General features: G+C 45.2%; 21 protein-coding genes. 9 read left to right on the forward strand and 12 right to left on the reverse strand.

Annotated features, from left to right (window positions below; all coding sequences use genetic code 11):
• Positions 1-6: 6 nt before the first annotated feature.
• The 7 genes from ACHZBG_RS12890 to ACHZBG_RS12920 all read right to left on the reverse strand — a co-directional run bounded on the left by ACHZBG_RS12890 (position 7) and on the right by ACHZBG_RS12920 (position 8,740).
• The gene (locus ACHZBG_RS12890; protein WP_320129869.1) at positions 7-927 is read right to left on the reverse strand and encodes a dihydrodipicolinate synthase family protein; all 921 of its coding nucleotides are present in this window, start codon (positions 925-927) and stop codon (positions 7-9) included.
• Between the two features lie 237 nt (positions 928-1,164).
• Positions 1,165-2,433: an L-serine ammonia-lyase, iron-sulfur-dependent, subunit alpha gene (locus ACHZBG_RS12895; RefSeq protein WP_320129870.1), complete on the reverse strand. Its 1,269-nt coding sequence runs from the start codon at positions 2,431-2,433 to the stop codon at positions 1,165-1,167.
• A 102-nt stretch (positions 2,434-2,535) separates the two neighbouring features.
• A complete protein-coding gene (locus ACHZBG_RS12900; protein ID WP_320129871.1) occupies positions 2,536-3,225 on the reverse strand; it encodes a Crp/Fnr family transcriptional regulator in 690 nt (229 codons plus the stop codon).
• A gap of 124 nt (positions 3,226-3,349) precedes the next feature.
• Entirely contained in the window at positions 3,350-4,543 is a 1,194-nt protein-coding gene (locus tag ACHZBG_RS12905; protein WP_320129872.1) for a M20 family metallopeptidase, read from the reverse strand.
• Positions 4,540-5,958, reverse strand: coding sequence for a YfcC family protein (locus tag ACHZBG_RS12910; RefSeq protein WP_320129873.1), 1,419 nt, complete (start codon positions 5,956-5,958; stop codon positions 4,540-4,542). The genes ACHZBG_RS12905 and ACHZBG_RS12910 overlap by 4 nt, the downstream gene beginning before the upstream one ends.
• A 278-nt stretch (positions 5,959-6,236) precedes the next feature.
• Positions 6,237-6,983, reverse strand: coding sequence for a 2,3-diphosphoglycerate-dependent phosphoglycerate mutase (gene gpmA / locus ACHZBG_RS12915; RefSeq protein WP_320129874.1), 747 nt, complete (start codon positions 6,981-6,983; stop codon positions 6,237-6,239).
• A gap of 80 nt (positions 6,984-7,063) precedes the next feature.
• Complete coding sequence (locus tag ACHZBG_RS12920) at positions 7,064-8,740, reverse strand: acetolactate synthase large subunit (protein WP_320129875.1); 1,677 nt, start codon at positions 8,738-8,740, stop codon at positions 7,064-7,066.
• 221 nt (positions 8,741-8,961) lie between these two features.
• On the opposite strand from ACHZBG_RS12920, the gene ACHZBG_RS12925 reads away from it, so the two are divergent.
• From ACHZBG_RS12925 to ACHZBG_RS12935, 3 genes are all read left to right on the forward strand, one after another.
• Positions 8,962-10,182: an MFS transporter gene (locus tag ACHZBG_RS12925; protein ID WP_320129876.1), complete on the forward strand. Its 1,221-nt coding sequence runs from the start codon at positions 8,962-8,964 to the stop codon at positions 10,180-10,182.
• 3 nt (positions 10,183-10,185) lie between these two features.
• Positions 10,186-10,647 carry a GNAT family N-acetyltransferase gene (locus ACHZBG_RS12930; protein ID WP_320129877.1) on the forward strand — a complete coding sequence of 154 codons (462 nt, stop codon included), beginning with the start codon at positions 10,186-10,188 and terminating at the stop codon, positions 10,645-10,647.
• 200 nt (positions 10,648-10,847) lie between these two features.
• Entirely contained in the window at positions 10,848-12,197 is a 1,350-nt protein-coding gene (locus ACHZBG_RS12935) for a hypothetical protein (protein WP_320129878.1), read from the forward strand.
• A 282-nt stretch (positions 12,198-12,479) separates the two neighbouring features.
• Here the strand turns inward: ACHZBG_RS12935 and ACHZBG_RS12940 are convergent, their stop codons facing one another.
• On the reverse strand, positions 12,480-14,132 hold the full coding sequence (locus tag ACHZBG_RS12940) for a chitobiase/beta-hexosaminidase C-terminal domain-containing protein (RefSeq protein WP_320129879.1): 1,653 nt from the start codon (positions 14,130-14,132) through the stop codon (positions 12,480-12,482).
• A 1,092-nt stretch (positions 14,133-15,224) separates the two neighbouring features.
• Here ACHZBG_RS12940 and ACHZBG_RS12945 point away from each other — a divergent pair.
• From ACHZBG_RS12945 to ACHZBG_RS12970, 6 genes are all read left to right on the forward strand, one after another.
• The gene (locus tag ACHZBG_RS12945; RefSeq protein ID WP_320129880.1) at positions 15,225-16,517 is read left to right on the forward strand and encodes an O-acetylhomoserine aminocarboxypropyltransferase/cysteine synthase family protein; all 1,293 of its coding nucleotides are present in this window, start codon (positions 15,225-15,227) and stop codon (positions 16,515-16,517) included.
• A gap of 13 nt (positions 16,518-16,530) precedes the next feature.
• Positions 16,531-17,481 (forward strand): homoserine O-succinyltransferase, encoded by a 951-nt coding sequence (metA, locus tag ACHZBG_RS12950; protein ID WP_320129881.1) that lies wholly within the window; start codon positions 16,531-16,533, stop codon positions 17,479-17,481.
• 82 nt (positions 17,482-17,563) lie between these two features.
• Entirely contained in the window at positions 17,564-18,355 is a 792-nt protein-coding gene (locus ACHZBG_RS12955; protein ID WP_320129882.1) for an alpha/beta hydrolase family protein, read from the forward strand.
• Positions 18,356-18,528: 173 nt separating this feature from the next.
• Complete coding sequence (locus ACHZBG_RS12960; RefSeq protein ID WP_320129883.1) at positions 18,529-19,119, forward strand: TetR/AcrR family transcriptional regulator; 591 nt, start codon at positions 18,529-18,531, stop codon at positions 19,117-19,119.
• Positions 19,116-19,973: an SDR family NAD(P)-dependent oxidoreductase gene (locus ACHZBG_RS12965; RefSeq protein ID WP_320129884.1), complete on the forward strand. Its 858-nt coding sequence runs from the start codon at positions 19,116-19,118 to the stop codon at positions 19,971-19,973. Before ACHZBG_RS12960 ends, ACHZBG_RS12965 begins: the two co-directional genes overlap by 4 nt.
• Complete coding sequence (locus ACHZBG_RS12970) at positions 19,970-20,536, forward strand: methyltransferase (protein WP_320129885.1); 567 nt, start codon at positions 19,970-19,972, stop codon at positions 20,534-20,536. The genes ACHZBG_RS12965 and ACHZBG_RS12970 overlap by 4 nt, the downstream gene beginning before the upstream one ends.
• A gap of 107 nt (positions 20,537-20,643) precedes the next feature.
• On the opposite strand, the gene buk is transcribed toward ACHZBG_RS12970, so the two are convergent.
• From buk to iorA, 4 genes are read right to left on the reverse strand one after another with little or no spacing between them, the layout of a single operon-like run.
• A complete protein-coding gene (gene buk, locus ACHZBG_RS12975) occupies positions 20,644-21,720 on the reverse strand; it encodes a butyrate kinase (RefSeq protein WP_320129886.1) in 1,077 nt (358 codons plus the stop codon).
• Entirely contained in the window at positions 21,720-22,634 is a 915-nt protein-coding gene (locus tag ACHZBG_RS12980; RefSeq protein ID WP_320129887.1) for a phosphate acyltransferase, read from the reverse strand. The genes buk and ACHZBG_RS12980 overlap by 1 nt, the downstream gene beginning before the upstream one ends.
• Before the next feature lie 8 nt (positions 22,635-22,642).
• A complete protein-coding gene (locus tag ACHZBG_RS12985) occupies positions 22,643-23,221 on the reverse strand; it encodes an indolepyruvate oxidoreductase subunit beta (protein WP_320129888.1) in 579 nt (192 codons plus the stop codon).
• 1 nt (position 23,222) lies between these two features.
• Positions 23,223-24,980, reverse strand: a complete 1,758-nt coding sequence (gene iorA, locus ACHZBG_RS12990) for an indolepyruvate ferredoxin oxidoreductase subunit alpha (protein ID WP_320129889.1) — start codon at positions 24,978-24,980, stop codon at positions 23,223-23,225.
• Positions 24,981-25,181: the final 201 nt, after the last annotated feature.

Below are 25,181 nucleotides of genomic sequence, written 5' to 3' on the forward strand. Positions count from 1 at the left end.
CCTCTTTTATTGGCGCTTGACGCCGTATTTATCAATCACACCCATTTGGCCAAGCATCTGTTCCAGTTCATCCCGGTGATGGCCCTGATAATCCTGATACGGCTTACGCAAGTGACCGCCTGGCAAACCAAGTATTTCCAAAGCCGACTTGATGACGATTGGGTTGGAGAAAGTATAGAGTTGCTGGAGAAGCGGGAACCATTTGAAGTACTCCTTGCGGGAAGATTCAATGATTTCCATATCAGTCCACGGCCTTGAATAAAAGGCTACTTCCTCAGGAATGATATTTCCCCCGATATTTGCTGTTCCTGTTCCACCGACAGCCAAGGTCGGCAATACAATCGAGTATTTGGGATAATCGCAGCACATGATCTTTACCTTGCCCTCACACAGCCTCTGGACCTGTACCAGCTGTTCCACAGAAGGCATCGCTTCCTTGTCAATTACAAAATTGGGATGGCAATCAGAGAGTTTCTTTATCGTCTCGGGGGTAACCAGAATTCCCAAACGGGAAGGATTGTTATAGATTCCGCAAGGAATGCCAACTGAACTCATGCAAGCATCAAGATGGGCAAATACTGCAGTCTGGGGAATCAATACATAGGGAGGAACGGTAAAGACGACACCATCTGCTCCTTCTTTCTCGCAATATTGGGCAAATTCTATGCTTTGCTCTGTCGTAAAAGAAGCAGCGCTAAAGAATACAGGGATTCTCCCTTGTGTCATCTTGATCACTTCATGGACGATCTTCTTTTTTTCCTCGATACTCAGAAGCGTTACTTCACCTGCGGATCCCAAGATAAACAACTGGGATGTACCATATTTGATCTGTCGGTCAATCAGCAGAGAAAAACCATCGTAATCAATGGCATTGTCTGATGTAAATGGAGTTGGCATGGCAACAAACGAACCTGATAAATTTATCATACTATCATCACTCCTCTCTTCTCTTAAAATTGTCTGGTCTCTTATTACTTGTAAACTGTATCCTAGGTTCCAAGAGCCAGCGACATACTTGGATACTGTGTAACGTATGTTACAAACATCAACCTATTCTTATTGAAATAAAAATAGAAACTGGCACGAAAAATAATAACTAATTCATTCATTTATATAATTTTATACGCATGTAAAAAATTTTATTCCCCAAATTGTGGAACTTGTTCAGCGCTCCAGCATAATGCGAAAAATTTCCTGATCAGTCTCTCGCATTCCTTCACGTCCCAATCTTCCGATACTTTTGATGGTCTGTTCTGTATTTTTTTTGACTAAGCCATCACCGGACAGAAAGACATGGCCATCCGCAGCCATGAAATAAGCCATTTGGGCTGCATCCACAGAAGAGGCTATCTTTGCTGCACAGGAAGCCTTTGCCCCGTCACAAACAATTCCGGATACATTGGCAAGGGTGTTGGTAATCGTAGCTTCTATGACTTGACGAGAGGCCTTGTGCAGATAGGCAATACCTGCACCTGATCCTGCGGAGGCAGAGACTGCCCCGCAATAGGCACTGAGTTTCCCCAGGTTTATTTTTTGGTAGATGGCAATAAGGTTGCTCAACACCAAGGCACGGTACCGACAATCCTCAGAAACCTTCAAAAAGGAGGCATACACTTCCACGGGAAGACACACAGTCATTCCTTGGTTGCCGCTACCGCTATTGATGACTACTGGCATGCTACATCCGTTCATACGTGCATCACTACCAGCAGCAGGCAACGCCTTGGCAAGAACAGTGACATCATTGCCATAGTGTTTCAGCAAGGTAGCTCCAACCGTAGCTCCATAGGAATTTTTCAATCCTTCCTGGGCAATTGCATAGTTGTAGCTGACTTGACGGTCGAGAATGGTTTTCACATCTTCAAGCCGAACAGTCTCGACGAAGTCAAAGATGGTATCGAGGTTCAGGACTCCATAGTCCAGACCAACACCTTCGGCCTTTTCCAGGGTCTGGGAAACAAGTATCTGACCATCTTTTTCGATTCTTCCGATAAAGGTATGGGAATGTACTATCTCCACCAAGGAACTTGATTTTTCTGCACGCATTTCGACAATGATCTGCAGGTTCTCTCCATTTTCAATCAACTCCACCCGGCAGGCATCCTTTGCCAGGAATTCCTTGGTCTCCTGGATGTCCTTTGATGTTACCCCAGAAAGGGTTTCCAGTTGCATTTCTGCATTTCCACCGATTGCGCCAAGGACTGCACTTGCCTCGACGCCCTTCAGGCCTCCTGAATTGGGAACGGTTACACCTTTGACATTCTTGATGATATTTCCGCTGCAACGGACAAGTATGGAATCGGGAAAGACCCCCAGTACTTGGCGAGCTTTTGCCGAGGCATAGGCAATGGCAATCGGCTCAGTACATCCAAGGGCCGGAACCAATTCCTCCGTAAGAATAGCAAGACATTGTGCATACACTCTTTGATCCATGGCAAACCTCCGTAGGTATCCGTCTGGATAGTAGTGCATGTTCAGATATAAAATTGCTATGCAGGAATGCACAGTGTAGGATAGTACCAATATGATATTTTCTTACAAAAAATCCATCTGGTCGGAGATTTCCTCATATACGGTCTTGGATACTTGCAACTTGCGATTCAATATGCGGATGACCCCTTCGTTGCATAATTCGTTGATAAGCTTGCTTGTAGTCACCCGTGCGCTTCCGATGATGGTACTGATTTCATATTGAGTATAATGGGTCGTGAGATTATACCACTTACCCTCTTCCAGGGAAGATTCATCCACAGTGGAGCAAAGCAACTGAAGAATCCTTTGCTTACAAGGATTGAAAACCTGATTTTCGATTTCATGACGCATAATGAGCATCTTTCTCGACATGCAATTCATGATTGCAGTACGAAACAGCTTATTTTCATCAAAAAGTCGATCGTAAACCGAATATGGGATTTTCCAGAGTATGGAAGGTTCCATTGTTTCGGATATCAAGCCGGTACATTCATGCAGGGTAAGCGGGGTTTCCCCAAAAAACCAACCTGCACTCAGGCAGTACAGAATTTTTTCTGCCCCGTCCTCGGCTAGGATGTAATGTTTTGTTCTTCCCTGAAAGACATAATACACCCCGTCCATAGTATCGCCATATTCCAGAAACTTGGTTTTTGCAGGATACGGAAATATACGACAATGGGGTTTAAGCAGTGTTTCCAATTGTTCATTCCGTTCAGCAGGAATGGTGAAACTTGAATTCAAGAAATGTTGCATATGCATGCCCTACCTAAAAGTACAATATCCGAAACATTGAAAACATGCAATTAAAAACAAAGACCTCCGTTTCCAAGCTTTCCAGGAAACAGAGGTCTATGAAAAGAATCTTGATGGACTTGGGTTATTCCCTAGCTCCCAAGAAATCCAGGGCAAGACCACTGGCTACTGTCAAGGCAGTGGGAATTGCACGGTCATCGCAATAGAACCCCGAAGAGTGAATTGATCCGTATGGACCACCAGGAGTCCTGGCTCCCAAACGAATGAAAACACCGCCCACCCTCTCTATAACAAAGGCGAAATCCTCGCCTCCCATGGAAGGAGCATCAAGATGAACAACATTGTCCTTTCCCAACAAGGTTTCACCAACTTGGAAAACCCTGTCGACCCAGGCAGTGGAATTGACCATAGGAGGAACTCCCCGCGTATAGGTAACTGTTGCCGTGGCACGGTAAGCTTCTGCAGTAGACTGCACTATTCGCTTGATGGAATCTTCCACCGAATTCCTGCTGGCAGGATTTATTGTCCGTACGGTTCCCTTGAGCACAACCTCTGAAGGAACAATATTGAAAGCATTCCCACCATGGATGGAACACAAGGAAACAACAACACTATCAGAGGGCTCGGTCTCCCTCGATACTATCGTCTGCAAGTTCTGTACAATTGCACTTGCTACTACAATGGGATCGATAACGGTATTTGGATGTGCCCCATGCCCACCTTTTCCATTCACTACAATATCCAGTTCATCGCTTGAGGCAAGTATGCCACCATATTTAGTGCCAATCTTCCCTGCCTCGAATTCCGGTGAACAATGGAGTGCAAAAGCCCCGTCAACCTTGGAAAAGTCAATGGAAGGATCATTGAGAAATAGTTTTGCTCCAGCAAGAATTTCTTCTGCAGGTTGCACGAATATATACGCACTTCCCGAAAAAGTATCACGCAGATCACTCAGTATCCTGGCAGTTCCAACGACACAGCTTCCATGGACATCATGGCCACAAGCATGCATGACCCCTGGATTTTTTGAGCAATGGGATGCTTTGTCATCCTCGGTGATCGGAAGCGCATCGATATCACCCCGAATAATGAGTATTTTACCTTTTCCGGGTTTAGTTCCCTTTATCTCGATGAATAAGCCAGTCTCTCCCACCCGGTGCATTCTCTCATATACGACATGCTCACGCACATAGGTTTCGAGGAGTTTGCAGGTTTCATATTCCTGCAAACCCAATTCTGGATGTTCATGGATGGTATGCCTCAAATCAAGGATACCAGGAACGATGGATTCTACCTGGGACTGAAGTCGAGTCCTCATAGTGCCACTCCTGTCCAGCCTACACTCTGCAAAATGGTGATAACCACCAGTGCCATCAGAAGTTGGATTGCAATCAAAGGCCATACCCATTTCAAGTATTTACCATACTCAAGTTTTGCAAAACCAAGACCACCCATCAAGGACCCTACGGTAGGCAGAATGCAGTTGGTGAAACCATCACCAAATTGGAAAGCTTGGACGGCAACTTGTCTGGTAATGCCCGTCAAGTCAGCAATGGGTATCATAATCGGCATAACAGCCGTTGCTTGTCCTGAACCGGAGGAGATGAAGAAGTTGATAAGAACATTGGCAATAACCATGAAGTTAGCACCTAAAACCGGTCCAAAATGATTGATGGGAATGGAAAGGTAATACACTATGGTATCGAGAATCAGCCCATTCTTCATCAACAGAGAAATTGCATTGGCAAAGCCAATGATAAAGGCAGCGGGAATAACTGATTGGCAGCCCTTGAGGAACATTGAGACAATGCCATTGAGATTGGACCTATTCAAAAGGCCAATAATCAGGATGACCACAAGAAAGGTTGCCGAAATCTGGTCAGCTTTCCAAGAGAACTTCAAGGCACCGATGACGACACAGACGATACCGAGGGCAGAGGCCAACAAGGAAAAAGTCTGGGCCTTGGATAATTTGCTTGTTCCGATAGTCTGCTCGCTACCACTTCCCATATACTCTGAACGTTCCATACCTTCTTGATAGTTCAGGCTATTCTTCGGGTCTCTCTTTATTTTCTTGAAATAGATCCAAACAAAAAAGTAACTGAGCAAAAAATTGCAGACATTGAGCAACAGACGAACGCCTATACCTGAGAACAAGGGAATATCTGCAATAGTCTGGGCTATGCCGATGGTTGCGAAGTTTGCCCATCCCACATTGAAGCCCGAGAAAGAACCAAAGAAAATCATGGCAAAACCCAAGGCCGGATCAAATCCCATGGCCAAGGACAACGCTACCCCGATGGGAATGAGTACAAGGGTTACGTTTCCGAATACTCCGGTGGCCCCTCCTATGGACATAATCAGCATGATGAAGAAAATTGCGATCTCTTCATGACCTTTGACCGAATTGGCCAATTGCCTAAAGGCAGTGTCCAAGGATTTGGTTTCTTGCAGGTAATACACCGCAGAGCCTACAAACAACACCATGACAATGAGACTTGCCTGGGCCTTGAATCCTGCAACGATTGCCATAAAGATTGCCCACAACCCTTGTTGATGGCGTTCAATGAAATGGAAGGAGCCTGGGACAACACTACTGACCCCGTTCTTTACGACTCGGTCGAAAGAACCAGCAGGAATAATCCAGGTAAGCAATGCGGCAAAAATACAAATCACGAACAGGATAACATACACATTGGGAAATTCACGTTTCGTTTTGTTAGCAACGGCCATTTGACACCTCCAAGTACATTGTTGATTTTTTGTTCTTTTTCATAGAAACCCATAAAAATATTAGGGAATGGTTTTTAAAAAAAGGATATATCAAACGCAACACTGTAACATATGTTACAAAATAGCTGTAATGTATAGAGAATTTTGGAAAAAGTAAGAAAATAAGAACTTCCCTGGACAAAGAAAACAAGAGCAATACAATCTTGCAAGCAAAACTGCATCGCTCTTATTTCTTTATGTATTCGATAGTCTTGGCAATGGATAAAATCCTTTTTATCTCAATGCTTTGCTTTTCCCTGGTTGCTTACCTTTGAAATCTTTGCTTCTATTTGAGAAGGGTCTCCAAGATATTGCTTATGGATAACAGAAAAATTCTCTGAAAACTCATAGACAAGAGGAATACCGGTGGGAATATTTACCTGGGTAATCTCATCTTCTGTCAGATGCTCGAAATACATGACCAAGGCACGCAGGGAATTGCCATGGGCGGCAATGAGAATCCGTTCTCCCGCTGCCATCCGTGGTTTGATCTCTTGTTCAAAATACGGAATAGTACGGGCAATGGTATCCTTGAGACTTTCTGTCAGGGGTAATTCTTCTTTCAAGATATTTCTGTATTGTGCTTGTAAGGCAGGATTCCTTTCGTCCTCCGGTTGCAAGCTAGGTGGCTGGATATCAAAGGAACGTCTCCAGATATGAACCTGCTCCTCTCCATATTTTGCAGCGGTTTCGGCTTTATTCAATCCTTGCAAGGCCCCGTAATGGCGTTCATTGAGCTTCCAACTCTTGATGACAGGCAACCAATCCCGATCCATCTCCTCCAAAGCAAAATTGAGGGTGTGAATAGCTCTTTTTAGATAGGAAGTATAGCATCGATCGAAATCATAGCCTTCCTGCCTGAGAACAGTACCGGCATCCTGAGCTTCCTTTCTTCCGGTATCGGAAAGTTCTACGTCAGTCCAACCAGTAAATCGATTCTCCAGATTCCAGGCACTTTCACCATGCCGTAGCAATACTAATTTCATACAAGTTGCCTCCTACCATAAAGATACTCATATTCTTCCCTTTTGTCAGGAATATTGTCCAACAGGTCGAAAGTATGATATTACTTGCACCCCTTCAATTCGCCGGCATGGTATGTCTCATACACGTCTTTCAAATGAGCCGACAGCTTCAGGTTTTCCGCATAATCCACAGGACAGTCAATCAGGCAAGGAACATCCTGGGTAAAGGCATCCTGTAATATCGGAACCAGATCCTCCGATTTGGTGACCCTGTACCCCTTGGCATGGAAACTTTCGGCAAGCAGGACGAAATCAGGATTTGTGAAATCAACATAACAACTGCGCCCAAAATGATCCATCTGTTTCCACTTGATCAATCCATAGCTGGAATCATGAAAAATGAGTACGACGATTGGGGTATGGATGCGGACAGCCGTCTCCAATTCCTGGATGTTCATCAACAGGCCACCGTCCCCGGTTACGACAAGCACCTTGCGTTTTGGGTAGATAAGCTTTGCGGCAATGGCACCGGGCAGGGCAAATCCCATGGAAGCAAATCCATTGGAAATGAGACAGGTATTCGGACGGAAACAAGGATACTCACGGGCTACCCACATCTTATGGGCTCCTACGTCAGATATAAGGATATCCTCTTCTCCCATGACTTTTCTGGCATCCATCAATATTTTCTGGGGTTTCATCGGAAAGGAAGTATCTTCCTTGTAACAAGCTTCATCCTCAGTTGCGGCATCCTTTATTTTCAACGCCCAGATGCTGTCCTTCACATCGCCTCTTCCCAGCAAGTAGGTAAGCTCATCCAGCGATTCGGGAATATAGCCTACGACTTGGGTGGCCGTTTGATAATATTTATTGATATCCGCAGGCATCGAGGCAATATGGACAATCGTAGTATTGCGTTTCACATTCCAATTCCGTGGGTCGTATTCCACGATGTCATAGCCTACGGCGATGACGGTATCTGCCTGTTCCAGGATGATGTTTCCATAGTCCTTGAGCGGGATGCCGACCGTACAGCAATAGTAGGGGTCATCACAGGAGAGAACACCTTTTGCCATCATGGTATTGATGACAGGAATATGGACCGTCTGCACGAACCTCGTAAGGGCCGCTGAGGCTGATGCCCTGATAGCCCCATTTCCTACAAGCAGGATGGGACGTTTAGCTTTCTTTATAAGGTCATAGGCTTCCAAAATGGTAGTTCTGTCTGCACTCTCGCGAAGCGAAACGGGAACCCGGGAAAGAGGAACATCGTCGTCACTCACTTCCTTTTTTGCAACATCGACAGGAATGGTGATGTGGGTAGCCCCTGGCATTTCATTTTCTGCATATTTAAAGGCCAATCGGACAATTTCTTCCTCTGTCTCAGGATTCAACACTTCTTTGGTTCTTTTGGTTATAGGAGCAAACATACGATTGAGGTCGAGATACTGGTGGGCAGTAAGATGCAATTTATCCGTCGAGACCTGTCCGGTAATGGCAACCAACGGAGCACCGTCGCTATTGGCATCGGTAACTCCGGTGACAAGATTCGTGGCCCCTGGTCCCAAGGTCGAAAGGCAAACTCCTGCCTGCCCGGTAAGTCGACCATAGACATCGGCCATGAAAGCGGCTCCTTGTTCATGTCGAACCGTAATGAATTGGATGGGGGATTCTTGCAAGGCATCCATGATGTCGAGAACCTCTTCTCCTGGAATACCGAAAATATATTTTACGCCTTCTTTTTCCAAGCATTTAACCAATAATTGGGCTACATTCATACTTTTGCCTCTTATACCATTTTTAACATGAAGCGCATTTTACCATTTTGCAGGTTTTTGGTACATGAAAAGACCTAGTGAACAGACGCATTTCCTGATTATTGGTTACCATAGCAAAATTACTTCAAGCTGATAACAGGGAGATCCAACACCCTCAACCAAGGGTAGACAAATTTATCTTGCTTTAGATACAATCAGCAAGGTTGCAAGGAGTATTCCCCATGAATCATTATGGCCGCAATATCGGCCTGAATTATCTGTTTGTTACATTATCTACATTGAATCTCACCCACGGAATCTGGATGATCTATCTGGCACTCAGGGGATTTTCTTTGGTCGAGTTGGGAATACTGGAAGGAATTTACCATATTACAAGTTTCTTGATGGAAGTCCCGACCGGAGCCATCGCTGATCTTTGGGGAAGAAAGATAAGTAGGCTACTGGGAAGACTGGTTGCCGTATTAAGCGTAGCAATCATGTTTTTCTCTTCCAGTTTTCTCTTGCAAGCCCTTGGTTTCATCTTCACAGCCCTGGGAAACAATTTGGAATCAGGAGCAGGTGATGCCTTGGTGTATGACTCCTTGCTTTTGGATGGCAAACAAGAGAGCTATATCAAAGTTGCTGGTAAGCAGGAATTGTTTTACGAGAGCGCTTCCATCATAAGCTTTATCGTGGGAGGCTACCTGGCTGTGCATTCGTATCGCGCGGTTTTTTACCTTACCATGTTTTTCTATGCCACCGCGACGGTCTGTTCTCTCTTTTTCAAGGAACCGGAGTTCATCAAGACCTCGAATCTTTCCAAGCCTTCTTCCTTGTTCTGCAAGATCGCCTCTTCCTTGAAAACCCAAAACCTTGAAAGTCTGGCCCTTTTGAAAAAACAGGGAAGAATAACGTTCTTTATTGTTTTTTCTGAGTCGCTTTTCTGCTTTATTACTGTCTTGTTTTTCTATCTGCAAAATTTTTGGACTGCCAATGGAAAAACGGAATATCAGATAGGACTTGTCTTTGCTGCCAATGCCCTGGTAACTGGCGTGACAGCACTCTTTGCCGCAAGGATTGAACGCAAGATCGGGGAAAAAGGAATACTGACCTTCATGCCGTTACTTATGGTCCTCTGTCTTTGGGGAGTAGCCCTTAGCGAGTATCGTGAATTTTTTTATGTTCTTACCGGATGCATTGGAGGAATCTTGGTTGCCGCTATCGGAGCCTATCTGAATCGGCTTATTCCCAGTGGACAACGAGCCACCATCCTTTCGATACAGAGCATGGCATTCAGTTTCTTCATGATCCTCATGTTCCCTGCAGTGGGATTGATCGGCAGTCATTGGTCGCTTGAATTGGCCTTTGTTGCCATGGCAGTGCTAGCCTCGATACTTTGCATCGCTTACCTATGGGTCTTCAAGCCCTTTTCCCTACCCAGCTATAAGAAAAAAGAGGAATAGCAAATGAACGACATACTTGAAATACTCATCACAGATAGGACAAACGCCGATTTTCTGCATCTGGTAACCCTATTGGATGCGGAACTTGACGCGGCAAACCAGGAAACCCACCAATTATGCAACCAATACAATACAGTGGACAAACTATTATTGGTGGTCCTTATCCTGGTAGAGGGAATTCCGGCAGCCTGCGGAGCGTGCAAGGAATATGATGCAAGTACCTTGGAGTTGAAGCGTATATTCGTAAAAGAGGAGTACAGGGGAAAAGGTTTGTCCAAGAGGCTCCTTGCAGAACTTGAGCGGCAAGGGAAAGAACATGGCTATTCTACAGCGGTACTGGAAACAGGAAAGCATCTAAAAAACGCAATGGCCTTGTACTCCAAGCTCAACTACAAGATCATTCCCAGTTATGGGCCTTATAAAGACATCAAGGACAGTATCTGTATGAAAAAGGAGCTTGATTGATCAAGAGGGAGAAAATCCTTTCCTCTCCAACCCTGATATAAGATACAGGACCATTGGCTACCCTTGTACAGAAATAAAATTTTTACATGGGAATGAAAAACCCACAACATCAACTCTTCATATAATCGATATCCTTCCTCAAGGCTTCCACACTGACTATACTTCTCCCCTTGCAATGCTAGAAGCAAGGAGGCAGGAACATGCGTAGACATTCATCACTCATTCTCTTGATCTGTTGCTTTTCCCTCGTACTTTTTGGATGCAAGAGTACGGAACAGTTACCCCAAGGCAAAATGCAAAAACAACCTAACAACCAAACAGGTACCCCCCCGATGGGACCACCACCTGACAGTATAAAACCAATGGAGCCACCTCCCGAGCGTGGCAAGATGATGACTCCGCCTTCCATGAGTTCCCAGACAGAAATCAACGGAACTGCCAAGGTTACCTATACCACTGACCAGACACTTGCCAATATGACATATACCTCCATGACCCAGGATGAAAACGCCTTGCTAGTTGAAAACGGAGCAAAGGTGAGCATGACCAATGCAACTGTCACAAAGAGCAAGGAAGCAACCTCCAATACAGAGAATAGTGATTTTTATGGCCAGAACGCTGCAATTCTTGTTCGTGACGGTTCAACGCTTTCCCTTTCAGGTAGCACTGTTTCCAGTAGCGCACAAGGAGGCAATGCCATTTTTGCCTATGGCAAGGATTCCCATATCGATATCAAGAACACGAAGATCAGTACCACTGCCAACAATAGCGGAGGGCTTGATTGCGCTGGTGGAGCTTCCATCTCAGGGTCAGGGTTGACTATTGCCACTGCAGGTCAAAGTGCTGCTTCCATTCGAAGTGATCGTGGAGGCGGAATTCTTTCTCTGGAGGGAGGAACCTATATGACTTCAGGAACGGGTTCTCCGGCAATTTATTCCACTGCAGATATCACCGTAAAGAATGCAATCTTGAATGCAAAAACCTCTGAGGCTGTGGTCATCGAGGGAAAGAATAGCGCAACTCTTGAAAACTGTGACGTTACCGGTTCGATGGTCTCAAACGAACATGTCCAGACAATTTTACTCTACCAAAGCATGTCTGGAGACGCTGAAGTCGGCCATAGTACATTCACCATGACCGGTGGATTCTTGACAGGAAAGACTGGTGATCTGTTCTATGTAACCAACACCACCAGCAGCATCAACCTGGAAAATGTTAAACTTTCTCTGGCCAATGGAGTACTCTTGACGGTAAGCGGAAACGATAGTCCCCGCGGATGGGGCAAGAGCGGAGCAAATGGCGGTACGTGTACCTTGACTGCAAAAACCCAAGTTCTTGCAGGAACCATCTCTTGCGATGCAATTTCATCCTTGGATATCTCCCTTACAAACAACAGTTCATTTGTCGGGCAGATTACCAATGAGGGAACAACCAACGTAACACTCGATGGTACTAGTACATGGACTTTGACCGGAGACTCAACAATATCCTCAATAAAAGGAAATAAAGCTCAAATCAATACAAATGGGTATAAACTTACCATCAAATAAGGATGGATGTATATCGATTTGTTCGAATATATGAGGTAATGGAAGGCCCCCAAACAGGCCTTCCATTGTATTTTATATACAACACAAGCAATAATTACCGCAGAAAAGGAACCAAGAGGATCCTATGCTTTCTGTAAAAGAAAGGCTATGAGTATAGCCCACTTCCTCATAACCCTTGTTACATTGGCATATCTTCAAACCCATAACAGAAACAGAACCATTCCATGCAGCTCCGTTTCTTTCTTCATCCTCATTCTCCGACTATTCAAATAAACAAACAGCTCATTTGAAAGACCGTATTGCTCGAACATAAAAATAATTGGCATTCTTACCATAGGCATTCTGCCTACCATCATCGCCGAAAAACTGATCCCAGGAATTGTACATATCATATTCCGAAGAGCTCCAATAGTGGCCATAGCAGAAACTTCCTAACTTAAGTTTTTGTATGTATATCTGATTCAATTCATCTTTTGACGGCAGAAACCAATCAGAATATGTCACGTTATTATATGTTATCTTCTTGTCGGCACATTCCTTCGCCGCAATACTTTCAATTCCCATTTTGGCTACAATAATTGCAGTATTCACCTTCCCCGTTCCTATGGCAGTTGCTGTTACATCTGTTTTTATAGCGGATCCCCATAACCACGGTCCATTATCCGTAGGTGCCGCCTCCAGATACGTCCAGTCCTGAGTCGCAGCATTCGGATTGATATAGAAGATGAATCCTCCCGCTGGTCCAGTATCCCCTATGGCATAGATTTTTTTCTTGGTATAGACACCTACCCCTATCGCCGAATTGACCATCCCACTCTTCACCGTCATCGCCTTGATTGTAGTCGTCGCACTGACTGTTATGCTTCCCCCTGAAGTAATGGCGGAACTGCCGGTCGTAGGAATCGTTGTTCCGTCGGTCGTGTAGTAGATTGTCGATCCAGCAGTACTGGTCATCGTCACCGTCTGGGTACTGCTGAAGGTCGCACTACTTGGACTGAAAGTAGGTATTGCTGCCTGTTCAACTATCACGCTTGTACTTGCAACAGAAGAGTCAATCATGCCTTCCTTGCAGGCAATCGCCTTGATCGTCTTCGTCCCTGCACTGGTCAGCTCGATAGCACTTGTATAGAGAGAACTAGACAAAACAGGGTCAGTCCCGTCAGTCGTGTAGAGAATTGCCGCTCCGCTCGTACCACCGGAAATGGTCACCTGCTTCCCCCCGGTTATGTCAGTTACCGTCACAACCGGTTTCCCTGCCTGAGGAAAGTCTGCTGCCTCCAGCTTGATCGTTCCTTTCGACTCCAGGCTCTTGTAGATGTTCGCCATCTCCAGGGAGGAAAACGCTTTTGTAGTTCCCGATTTGTTGGTGAAGATCAATCCAACCAAATAGTCTCCTACTGGTTTCGTCCCTGTCAGCAATACTGAATTGCCTGTAACAGTTCCCTCTACTGTTTCATTTCCTACTGTGGCCTCGACCTTCTTGAACTCGGGAAGTCCCTCCGGCCAGTTCACCGTAAGGCTGTAGTCTCCATTCCCGATGGTTAGATACCGAAGGACAAAGAAGATTTGGGTCAGTTTATCCGACTTTATATTGACACCGCTTTGCGTTGCAACCTCGGTTATCGTTGCCCCTTCACTGTTCAATCCTTCCACGGAAAACGTCCAGGTCCCGACAGTAAGCCCATCCACCTTGGGGCCATCCACCAAAGAGAGAATCTTGGGTTGCAGGATAGTCCCATCGTTTTTTGCCCCATAGAACCGGATGGAACTAACCGTGGCACTGCTGCCCGGTTCTATGGATTTGGAATTGTCAAAGGAAAGAGACACCGAACCCATGGCATCGGGCTGACTGCAAGAGGTAAGAAACAATCCTAAGACCAGTATCAACAATATGGATATGCAAGAAATTGAATCCTTGCTTATTCTTGTTTGCATTTCTTTTTCACTCCCTTTCATGTTGAACGGCATAACCTAAAGAAAAATATCTGTACCGTTTTATCTATTTTCCAATTAAGTATGTCACAACTTTTCAAAAAAGAAATAGACTGTTTTTCAGATGTGTACAAAAATGACGAGAATTCTTCATTAAACTTACATTAAAAAAACTGCATTTCTTCTTCATATTTGCTGTTTTAAGTCTTTTTCATGTTGAAACAAACTATTTATGTGCTAAATTAATATCATTTTATTAAACATTGTAGTAAAAACAAGCTAAAATGAAATACAAACATCTTGTTCAAAAGGCCTAACAGAAGACATATGTTTATAAAGCATATAAAACTGCTAATTACGACAACAATACAGAGGAAGACAAAGAAAATCAGACCTCTTTCGTTTTATCTTTTTTCAGTTTTTTGCCTGAATGATCTTTCACCGAAACATCCCCTTTGCACCTCATATTTCATCTATAACGCAGCCTTCCGTTTTCTTGCAAAAACTGTGTATAAAACAGCCTTGCCATTATTACCTTTAGGTAAGCGCAACGGTAAACAAAAGAAAGTATGTTGTTGTTTCAGTTGACTGAAAAAAATTACAAATAGGACTTGTTAGTCCACTCCGTCAATTGCTTCGTTCTTCTCATATTTGTATAGCAACTATTTCTTTAATTTGTAATTAATTATTTTAATCCTATTTCTGTTTTCGAAAAAATAAGGATATTCCCCTTGACTAATTAGTCTGTGGTTTTATAGAATAGCTAAAAATCCAACCATTTTGGTAGGATATCCTTTCCTGGGAGGCGGCACCATGATGTCAATGTCAACAACTGATTCATCTGATGGTATGATGTGCCGCTGCGCATAACATACAACAACCTTTGCAAGCAAACAAATTTTCAATTTCGTGAATAGAAACCTTGGGACAAACCAGAGGTATATTCCGATAAAAAGGTGTTATATGAAAAAAGCAATATTCCCAAGATGCGGCTCCGTAAAGGACCGTATGGCAGGCAACCAATAATTCTCTTTCAACCAAAGCCATAAAGGAACAGACAGTTCCTGCCATATCAAAAAACAAGGATATTTTAGTATGAGTACCAACAACAATACATTGCATTTCGAGACTTTACAGATACATGTCGGACAAGAACAACCAGATAGCGCAACCGATGCACGAGCCGTCCCCATCTACCAGACAGCCGCCTACGTATTCCGCGATTGCGCCCATGCCGAGGCTCGATTCAACCTCTCCGATGCAGGCAACATCTATGGAAGGCTGACAAACAGCACCCAAGGTGTATTCGAACAACGAATCGCAGCCTTGGAGGGAGGTGTCGCAGCCCTTGCCGTCGCCTCCGGAGCCGCCGCCGTATTTTATTCCTTCTTCAACCTTGCCCAGGCAGGAGACCATATCGTTTCTGCCAAGACCATCTACGGAGGAACATACAATCTGCTTGCCCACACGCTTCCTGACTATGGAATACATACCACGTTCGTTGATGCCGACCAAAGTGAAAACTTCGAGAAGGCAATACAGCCAAATACCAAGGCTCTTTTTCTCGAAACCATAGGAAATCCCAACGCAACCCTGGCCGATATAGAAGCTGTCGCAAAGATCGCCCATAAACATAAGATTCCCCTGGTAGTCGACAATACGTTTGCCACCCCCTACCTTGTCAGACCCATTGAATATGGTGCTGACATCGTAGTTCATTCAGCCACCAAATTCATTGGGGGGCATGGAACCGCCATTGGGGGCGTAATCATCGATAGCGGAAAATTTGATTGGAAAGCTAGCGGCAAATTCGAGTCCCTCACAAAACCCAACCCCAGTTACCATGGTATCTGTTTTACCGAGGCAGCGGGTCCGGCGGCGTGGATAACCAAGGCCCGGGCAATTCTTCTGCGAGATACCGGGGCTACCCTTGCACCCTTGCATGCCTTCTTGTTTCTCCAAGGACTGGAAACTCTTTCGCTCCGAGTTGAACGCCATGTCCAGAATGCCTTGGAAGTAGTGAACTATCTGGAAAACCATCCAAAGGTGGAATTGGTACGGCACCCCTGTTTGCCGGAAAATCGGTATCATCAACTGTATACCCAGTATTTTCCCCAGGGAGGAATCTCAATCTTTACCTTTAACGTAAAAGGTGGGGAAAAAGAAGCCAAAGCATTCATCGACCACCTGAAGATATTCTCACTCTTGGCCAATGTCGCCGATGCAAAGTCCCTAGTCATCCACCCTGCAAGCACCACACATGCACAGCTAAGCAAACAGGAGCTGGAGGAACAGGATATACAAGCCAATACCATCAGGCTCTCCATTGGCATCGAGCATATCCAGGACATCCTTTTCGACCTCGAACAAGCTTTCGAGGCAATTTAAAGGAGTGTTTTCCATGCCAGTAAAAATTCAGGGTAGCCTACCGGCCGCCCAAACCTTGACCGATGAGAATATATTCGTCATGACCAGCGAACGGGCAATCTCCCAGGATATCAGGCCATTAAAAATAGCCATACTGAACCTCATGCCTACAAAGACCACGACGGAAACCCAGCTTCTCAGGCTTCTGGGAAATACTCCCTTGCAGATAGAACCGACCTTTCTCTGCACCGCCAGCTATCACCCCCAGCATACTGAGCTTTCCTACCTGCAAACCTTCTACCAGACCTTCGAAGAGGTACGGTCTCAACAATTCGATGGTTTGATCATCACAGGGGCCCCGGTGGAAACCAAGGAATTCGAGGAGGTCCAATATTGGGAGGAACTCACCCAAATCCTCGATTGGGCAGAAGATAATGTGTATGCTTCCCTCTTTATCTGCTGGGGAGCCCAGGCAGCTCTCCATCACTATTACGGTATCGAAAAACATGCAGTGGACAAGAAAATCTTCGGAATCTTCTCCCACAAAGTACTTCAGCCAAACAACAAATTGGTCAGGGGCTTTGATGACACCTTTCTGGCCCCCCACAGCAGGCACACAACGCTCTTTGTACAGGAAGTGACAGCTGTTGAGAATCTGGAAATACTCAGTGTGTCCGAGAAAGCCGGCTTGTATCTGGCCACCAGCAAGGATGGCAGGAAAGTCTTTGTAACCGGGCATAGTGAATATGATGATCTGACCCTCGACAGTGAATACCACCGAGATCTGGAAGCAGGAAAAGAACCATCAATTCCCTATAACTATTACCCTGATAATGACAGTTCCCAAGCCCCTTCCGTCACCTGGAGATCCCATGCCAATCTCTTGTTCAGCAACTGGCTGAACTATTTTGTGTATCAGGAAACTCCTTTTTGCATTGATGAGGTAGTAAAGAAAAGAGTATTTTCAAAAGCCTGCAATTCTTGAAGGAATGGGTCGAGGCAAGGAAATCCTTGCCTTGACCTACCGCTTCCCTGTACCTAGAATATGTATCCAGAGGTACTTGAAAATGATTCTACGTGGTTCTTTTTTTTCAACCCAGCTTGAAATGGAAACAGGACTTTCAATATATTTACCCAATAAGGCGCTTATCTCAGAAAGACATCCCGTGATATATCTCTTGCATGGACTCTGCGGCAATAATACCGACTGGATCAATTATACCCTGCTACCTGTATTCGCCGAGCAATATGACGCAATATTCGTCATGAGCGAAGTTGGCAGAAGTTTTTATTCCGATATGAAGTATGGACAGAAGTATTTTTCCTATTGCGCAGAGGAACTGCCGCAGGTAGTGAAAAATGTATTCAACATAAGCGCAAAACGCGAGGATACCTTTGTCATAGGGGCTTCCATGGGGGGCTATGGAGCCTTGAAACTGGCCTTGTCAAATCCTTCCTGCTATGGAGGCTGTGCTGCTTTTTCCTCAGCATGCCTATTTCTCAGGGAAGGACTTGAGGCCATGAGAAAGAACACACACGAACAGGATGTTCAATTGTTCGGGAAACAGTTGGTCCTGGACTTCCAGGCAATCTTTGGTCCGGAATACAGATGGAAACCAGAATTCGAGATCTTGGAACTTGCACAAAAAGCATTGCAAGCAGGAAAAGCCCCTTCTCTCTATATAACGTGCGGAACGGAGGATTACCTAATGACGGACAATCGACGATTTTGCAACGACCTCCACAAAATGGACTATCCTTGTACGTTCGAAGAAGCAGAGGGCTTCCATAACTGGAATTTCTTCAACCAGGCTTTGGAAAAATCGTTGCAGTTCTTCTTCCCTTCCAAAGAAGCCTAAGAGATCCGGCACCCTTTCTCTCATCTCCTCCCAAGGAAAAAGGGAAAGGAATGTACCGATACTCAGAGGTTGATAATTTTGATGGATAAATAACAATTCCATTAATGAATGAATATTATTCATTGACATGAAAAACAGATCTCTGTATAGTCGTATCAAACGAGGAAAAAACCATGATTCGCATAACAAAGAAACCAGAGGACCGCAAACAAGAGATCCTCGACACTTCGGCAGAACTCTTCTACACACAGGGGTATGACAAAACCTCCATCAGTGATATTGCTAAAAAGATTGGGGTCTCCCAGGGACTGTGTTATCGGTATTTCTCATCCAAGGAAGAACTGTTTTCGTCGGTACTGGAATACTATGCCGAAATGCAGGCAAAACCTATGATTTCTGCACTCTCAGAACAGGACAAGACCCTGCGGCAAAAACTATACGGGACCCCTACTTTCCTGGATACCGAAAATCCCGATACCTATTATTATAAAATCTGTCACCAGGCCTCAGGAAAAGCAATGCATGACTTGGTTTCAATGAAAATCTGCCAAAAATTGTTTCCCGTAATAAAAAAACAATTGAAAAAGGCCTCAGATCAGGGAGAAATAGCCATTTCAGACCTTGAAGCAACTGCCAGTTTCTGCATCTACGGACAACTGGGAATACTCTTGCATCCGGACCTTGCAGGAAAAGAAAAAATTGAGCGAATCAGAGAGTTCCTTCTTAATCTGCTCGGTCTTGATACAGTGGAGTCTACCTTATGATTTTTGGTAGTGAATTTTCTGCAGAAACAGACAAAACGGCCCTTATTACGGGTGGCACCAGCGGTATCGGGGCAGAGTTTGCCAAAGAGTATGCAAAGAAAGGCTACAACCTCATTATCACGGGAAGAAGAGTGGAGGTGCTTGAAAAGGTTGCCCAGAATATTTCCGATACATATCGCAAGAAAGTGGAGATGATCGTAATCGAGTTAAGCGACAAAATCCAACTAGAGGCCTTTGTCAGCACACTTCTGGTACGTACCGATATTGAAGTTTTGGTAAACGCTGCAGGATTTGGCGTCAATTCACTCTTTGCAGAAGCAAACCCTGACCTGGTAGAAAAAATGATCATTGTGCATGACCTGGTTCCCCTGCGCCTGATCCGTGCCGTGTTGCCATCTATATTGGCAAACGATACAGGAACAATCATCAATGTAGCCTCGGATGGAGCCTACTTACTGCTCCCTCGCAATGCGGTGTATGCCAGTTCCAAGGCCTTCCTCAAGACGTTTAGTGAAACCCTGCATTTGGAATTGAAGGATACCAACCTACAGGTACAGGTACTGTGTCCCGGTTTGACCAAAACCGATTTCCATGAAAAAATGGGAATGACAAAGAAACGCCAGAAAAACCATGGGATGGTCAAGTGGTCCATGCCTGACGAGATTGTGAGAGCATCCTTTGATGCATTGCGAAAACATAGAGTTATTTGCATACCTAAAAAGAGTATCAGAATGTTGATAGCCTGTACCGAGAGAATGCCGAGAAACCTTTTTTATGCTTTCATGAGCAGCCTGGGCAACAGGATGTTCCCGAAAAAGAAAATACAAACCCAAGGGGTTCAAAAAAGAATATGAAAATTTTGAAGGTTCTGGAAAGTCTCGTGCTCTATCCGATTTTCTTTCTCTTGCTGAATATGCTCGGCAATACCATTCCCAATTGGCTTCTTTTTACTCCAAAAATATTTCTGTACGACCAACATCAGATACGTCTCGGTTCTTTTGATATCGTGCTGTTCCTCTATGGATTGGTATTGTTTACCCGTGGGATGATAGCCCTGGCACAGATAACCAAGGAAAACCATCAGGCCAGGGAGAAGGGAGCAACAAATCCGACAAGACTTCTGACCGAGGGAAAATATGAAAGCGTGCGGCATCCGATGTACGCAACTTTCATTCTCTTATATGTGAGTCTGTTTATCCCTACCCGTTCCATCTATGGCTTGCTCATATGTTTGGTGCAGTGCATGCTTTTATATTTCAATGCCAGATATGAAGATAAAAAGGTACTCAAGCCCTTGTTCCAAAAAACGTATGAGCAGTATTGCCAACAAACCAAAAAATTGTTTTTCACGATTTCTGACAAACTATTCCTGGTAACAGGCTTTGCAATACTTGCCATCGGATTCTTCTGCAACTAGAAAGAAAAATAAAGCAAACAAGAAAGAAGCCACCACTTCGGTCTTTCGACTTACATGATGGCTTTCTTTTTTCAAAACAAGACTAGCAAGGAATAGTAGGCTTACTATCAATCCGTTGCTTTTTCATGAAAAATATGGGCTGTTTCAATGCCACGCAAGACACGAAGAACACCATTTGCCAAAGCCTGCATTTCGTTCTCGCCGGGAATTATAGTAACGGGGGCAATCCAACTGACTCTTTCAGCAATCATCCTGGTAAAGTATTCGGAATAGGCAATTCCACCGGTGAGGACGATACGGTCGACCTTGCCGAAACAGATAGGAGCCTCGCGACCGATATTTTCGGCAACTACAAAAGCCATCGCTTCGTAAATCAACTTGGCTTTTTCATCTCCACCAGCAATCATTTTCTCTACGTCCCTGGTATCGTTGGTACCGAGCCAGGCAACGAGACCACCTGAACGCTTCAGAAGCGAAATCATCTCTTTCTGGGTATATTTGCCACTATAGCAAAGTTCAACCAGTTGCGTCTGTGGAATATTTCCGGCCCTGTCGGGCGCAAAGCAACCATCCTCGTCAGGAATGATATCGGCAATCCTGCCGTCGACATGGAGCGAAACAGAAATCCCGCCACCGAGGTGAGAGACTATCAATGTGGATTTACCATAATCAAGGCCTTCATCCGCGCAACATTTTAGAGCCGCAGCTCGCATGTTGAGATTGTGACCCTGCCCACGTCGTCTTATTCCAGGCAAGCCAGTGATTGTGCAAAGCGAATACATCTCGTCAACAGATACCGCGTCGTAGATATAAGCCTTGATTCCGAGCTCTTTCACGATTCTGTCCGCAATGATTGCTCCGAGAATGGAAACATGGGGATCCTGGGGATGGTCGAAGGCAACGTGAATCATTTCATCGTTTATTTCGTAGGCACCGCTTTTAACCGGTGCGATGGGACCGCCGCGAGAGGCAATGGCGGTAAGTTTGCCAAGGTCCTCTCCATGCTCTTCCATGGCCTTGTAGACAAGGTTCAGACGCAAATCAATCTGGTCATAGATTGATTTATACTTCAGAAGATCTTCCAGGGAATGGCTGAGACTTTCTTTCCAAACTTCGTTTTCTCCATCGAAAATCGCAAGTTTTGTCGAAGTTGAGCCAGGGTTGATTACAAGAATACGTTCCATCAGCGATTATCCTCTGAAGCAGCGGCGGCAAGCGCGATGGAATAATACTTCTCATCGGCTCCGGAGCCTCTTGACGTCATGATTACAGGACAGGAAGCGCCGGCAACGAATCCTGCCATTTTCGCTCCTGCAAAGCAAGTGAGCATTTTCCCCATGATGTTTCCGACATGGATATTCGGGGCAAGAAGCACATCGACATCTCCGGCGATTTCACTTGTATACCCTTTGCAAGCTGCAATCTCTTTGTTTACGGCACAGTCAAAGGAAATAGGACCATCGACCAAGCAACCGGAAATCTCGCCGTTTCTGTTCATTTCGGCAAGTGCAGCGGCCTCGACGGTTTCGATCATCTTCGGATTGACTTTCTCCACACAAGTTACTACGCCTACTTTCGGGCAGTCATACCCGAAGCGACGGAGTACGCCAACGGTGTTCTCGATTATCGCCTTCTTTTGCTCAAGCGTCGGATAGGGAACCATGCCTCCGTCAACCGGCACGAGCAACTTGTGATAAGCAGGGACTTCAAAAATGGAGAAATGCGACATGACCTCTCCCTTTGAAAGCCCGTTTTCCTTATCCACGACTGCCTTAAGGAAAATCTTTGTATCGACCTTGCCTTTCATAAGGAAGTCAGCTTTATTTTCTTTTACAAGAGAGACAGCTTTTTTGCAACTCTCTGCGAGATCCGGGACATCATATATGTCCTCAAAGGGAACTACTCTTCGCAATTCGGCAAGGATCGCATCAATCTGAACCTTGTCTCCCACCAATACAGGAGAAACAAGGCCTTGATCCTGAGCCCGGAAAACAGCTTCGAGAGAGTGCTTGTCCGCAGCTGCGGCAAGAACCAGTCGGCAGGAAGATCTGCAATCTTTTGTTTTTTGAATCAACTCTTCAAATGAACGGTATTCCATCTTTTCCCTCAGCTTACCGCATTCATTCCGGCTTTGAAAGCCTCGCGGTTAATATCGATAAATTGGGGTTTCACACAGGCTGCAATAGCAGCATCCCAATTCAAGTCTTCAAGTTTCATCAGTTTAGCCAGAGCTCCGAGAAGAACCACGTTCATGCTTTTCGCCGTTCCGACTTTCGTTGCGATAGCAGCGGCGTCAAGGACATACGTATTCGCTTTTTTCTTGAGAGTCTCCATGATGTTTTCAGGATAGCTTTCTTTTCCAGAGGCAGTTGTTGCCGTCTGGATGCGGTAGTCGTTGACCACTATATGCCCGTCTTTTGCAAGATTCGACACATAACGCAACGCTTCCATCGCTTCGAAAGACACAAGAATATCAGCGCTTCCCTGGCCGATGATCGGGGAATACACTTTCTGTCCATAACGAACTTGGGTGAATACGCTTCCGCCTCTCTGGCTCATTCCATGAATTTCGCTCATTTTTACATCAAACCCTGCATCAACAAGAGCATAGGCAAGTATTTTACTGGCAAGAATTGTCCCTTGACCGCCTACCCCGCAGAGCAGAATGTTTTTTATTTCTTCCATGTTATCTCTCCTCCTTGACGATAGCGTTCTTCGGACAAACCTGGGCACAAACGGTACATCCTGTGCATTGCGCAGTATCAATCGAAGCTTTTTTGGTACTCGGATCGAAGAGAATGGCAGGACACCCCGTTTTGACACAAGCTTTGCAACCGATGCATTTGTCCACATCGACGCGGCAGACGGAATGAAGCGTTCCAAATTCTGATTTGTCATCGGCACTGTATTTTTTCAAGGCACACGGATAGCGGGTAATGATCACTGCAGGATCTGTGAACGACAACCCCCATTGCAAAGTTTCGCGGACTTCCTTGAGATCGAGCGGATTGATTACCCGTATGTGCTTGACCCCGAGAGCCTTTGCGACTTCTGCGATGTTGGTGAGATTAGTCGGTTCCTCTTTAAGGTTGAAACCCGAACCAGGGTTCTGCTGGTGGCCGGTCATTCCGGTGATTCTGTTGTCGAGAACGACGAGCAAAACACTCGAATTATTGTAAACGGCTTCGAGCATGGATGTCATTCCAGAGTGGAAGAACGTGGAGTCTCCCATAATTCCCACGCAGCGCTTTGAGCTTCCCGAAAGAGAAAATACTTTCTGGGCACCATGCGCAACAGAGAATCCACCACCCATGCAGATTGCGATGTCCTTCGGAGCAAGACCATAGCAACCAATGTCCGAAACAGTGATGATGTCTTTCAATTTTCCGAGTTCCTGAAAGAAACCACGATGAGGACAGCCTGCACAAAGAACGGGAGGTCGTTTGGCGGTCTGAATGTCAGAGACATCGATTGTTTGGTGTTTGGTGGAGAGCAAGGCTTCCCTGAGAATATCAGGATTGAGTTCTCCCTCTCGAGGAATTTTGTCTTTTCCCGTACATTTGATGCCTGCGGCCTTGATTTCGATTTCCATTACGGGATCGAGTTCTTCCACCACAATGAGCTCATCAACTTCTTTTGCAAATGCCTTGATTTTTTCCATTGGAAGAGGATAGGTAAAACCGAGTTTCAGATAGGAGGCATTGTCGCCAAAAACTTCCTTTGCATATTGGAAAGCAGCTCCTGCGGCGATGATGCCTGTTTTCTTCGAACCCCATTCGATATAATTGAGTTCTGTGGAATTCGAGTATTCCTCGAGTGCCTTGATATTTCTTTCAACCTTGGAATGCAGTTTTTTGGAAATCTCGGGAACGGGATTGAATTTATCTTTTTTCTCGTAGGGTACAAGAGGCACTTCGGTTCTTCCTTCCGAAATATCGACGATACTCTTTGAGTGGCAGACTCTGGTTGTCATTCTGTAAAGAATGGGCATGTCATATTTCTCTGAGAGTGCAAATGCAGTTTTCATGAAATCTTTCGCTTCCTGGGAATCGGAAGGTTCAAGCATCGCAACTCGGGCGGAACGCGCATAGTGCCTGTTGTCCTGTTCGTCTTGTGAGGAGTGGAGACCAGGATCGTCTGCAGAGATTATTACCAATCCGCCGTTGACTCCGGTATATGCCAACGTGAAAAGTGGGTCAGCTGCAACATTGAGACCGACATGCTTCATGGTGGCCAAGGACCGAGCTCCGGCAAAGGATGCTCCGATGACGCTTTCAAGCGCAACTTTCTCGTTTGGAGCCCATTCTGAATAGACACCACTGTATTTTATCAAGTTCTCAAGAATTTCCGTACTCGGAGTTCCAGGGTATCCGGAAGCATAAAGGACACCAGCTTCCCAAGCCCCTCGGGCGACGGCTTCGTTTCCAGTTAAAAGTTGTTTCAATTTGGTTCTCCCTTATTCTTATTTTATATCTTATATCTTATATCTTGCAAGATAAAATTGATAGTTTATTCCTTTTTTTGCTGGCAAGACCTACCAGGCAGGAAAAAACTTCGCCTGCTATCTTCATCTTGTTCTATCTTCCATCCATTTGCCAAACAGAATTTCCTGACAAATTAGTCCTACGCCATCATTGGTGGCCTT

The organism is uncultured Sphaerochaeta sp. (genome assembly GCF_963676625.2).
In the GTDB taxonomy this organism is placed as follows: domain Bacteria; phylum Spirochaetota; class Spirochaetia; order Sphaerochaetales; family Sphaerochaetaceae; genus Sphaerochaeta.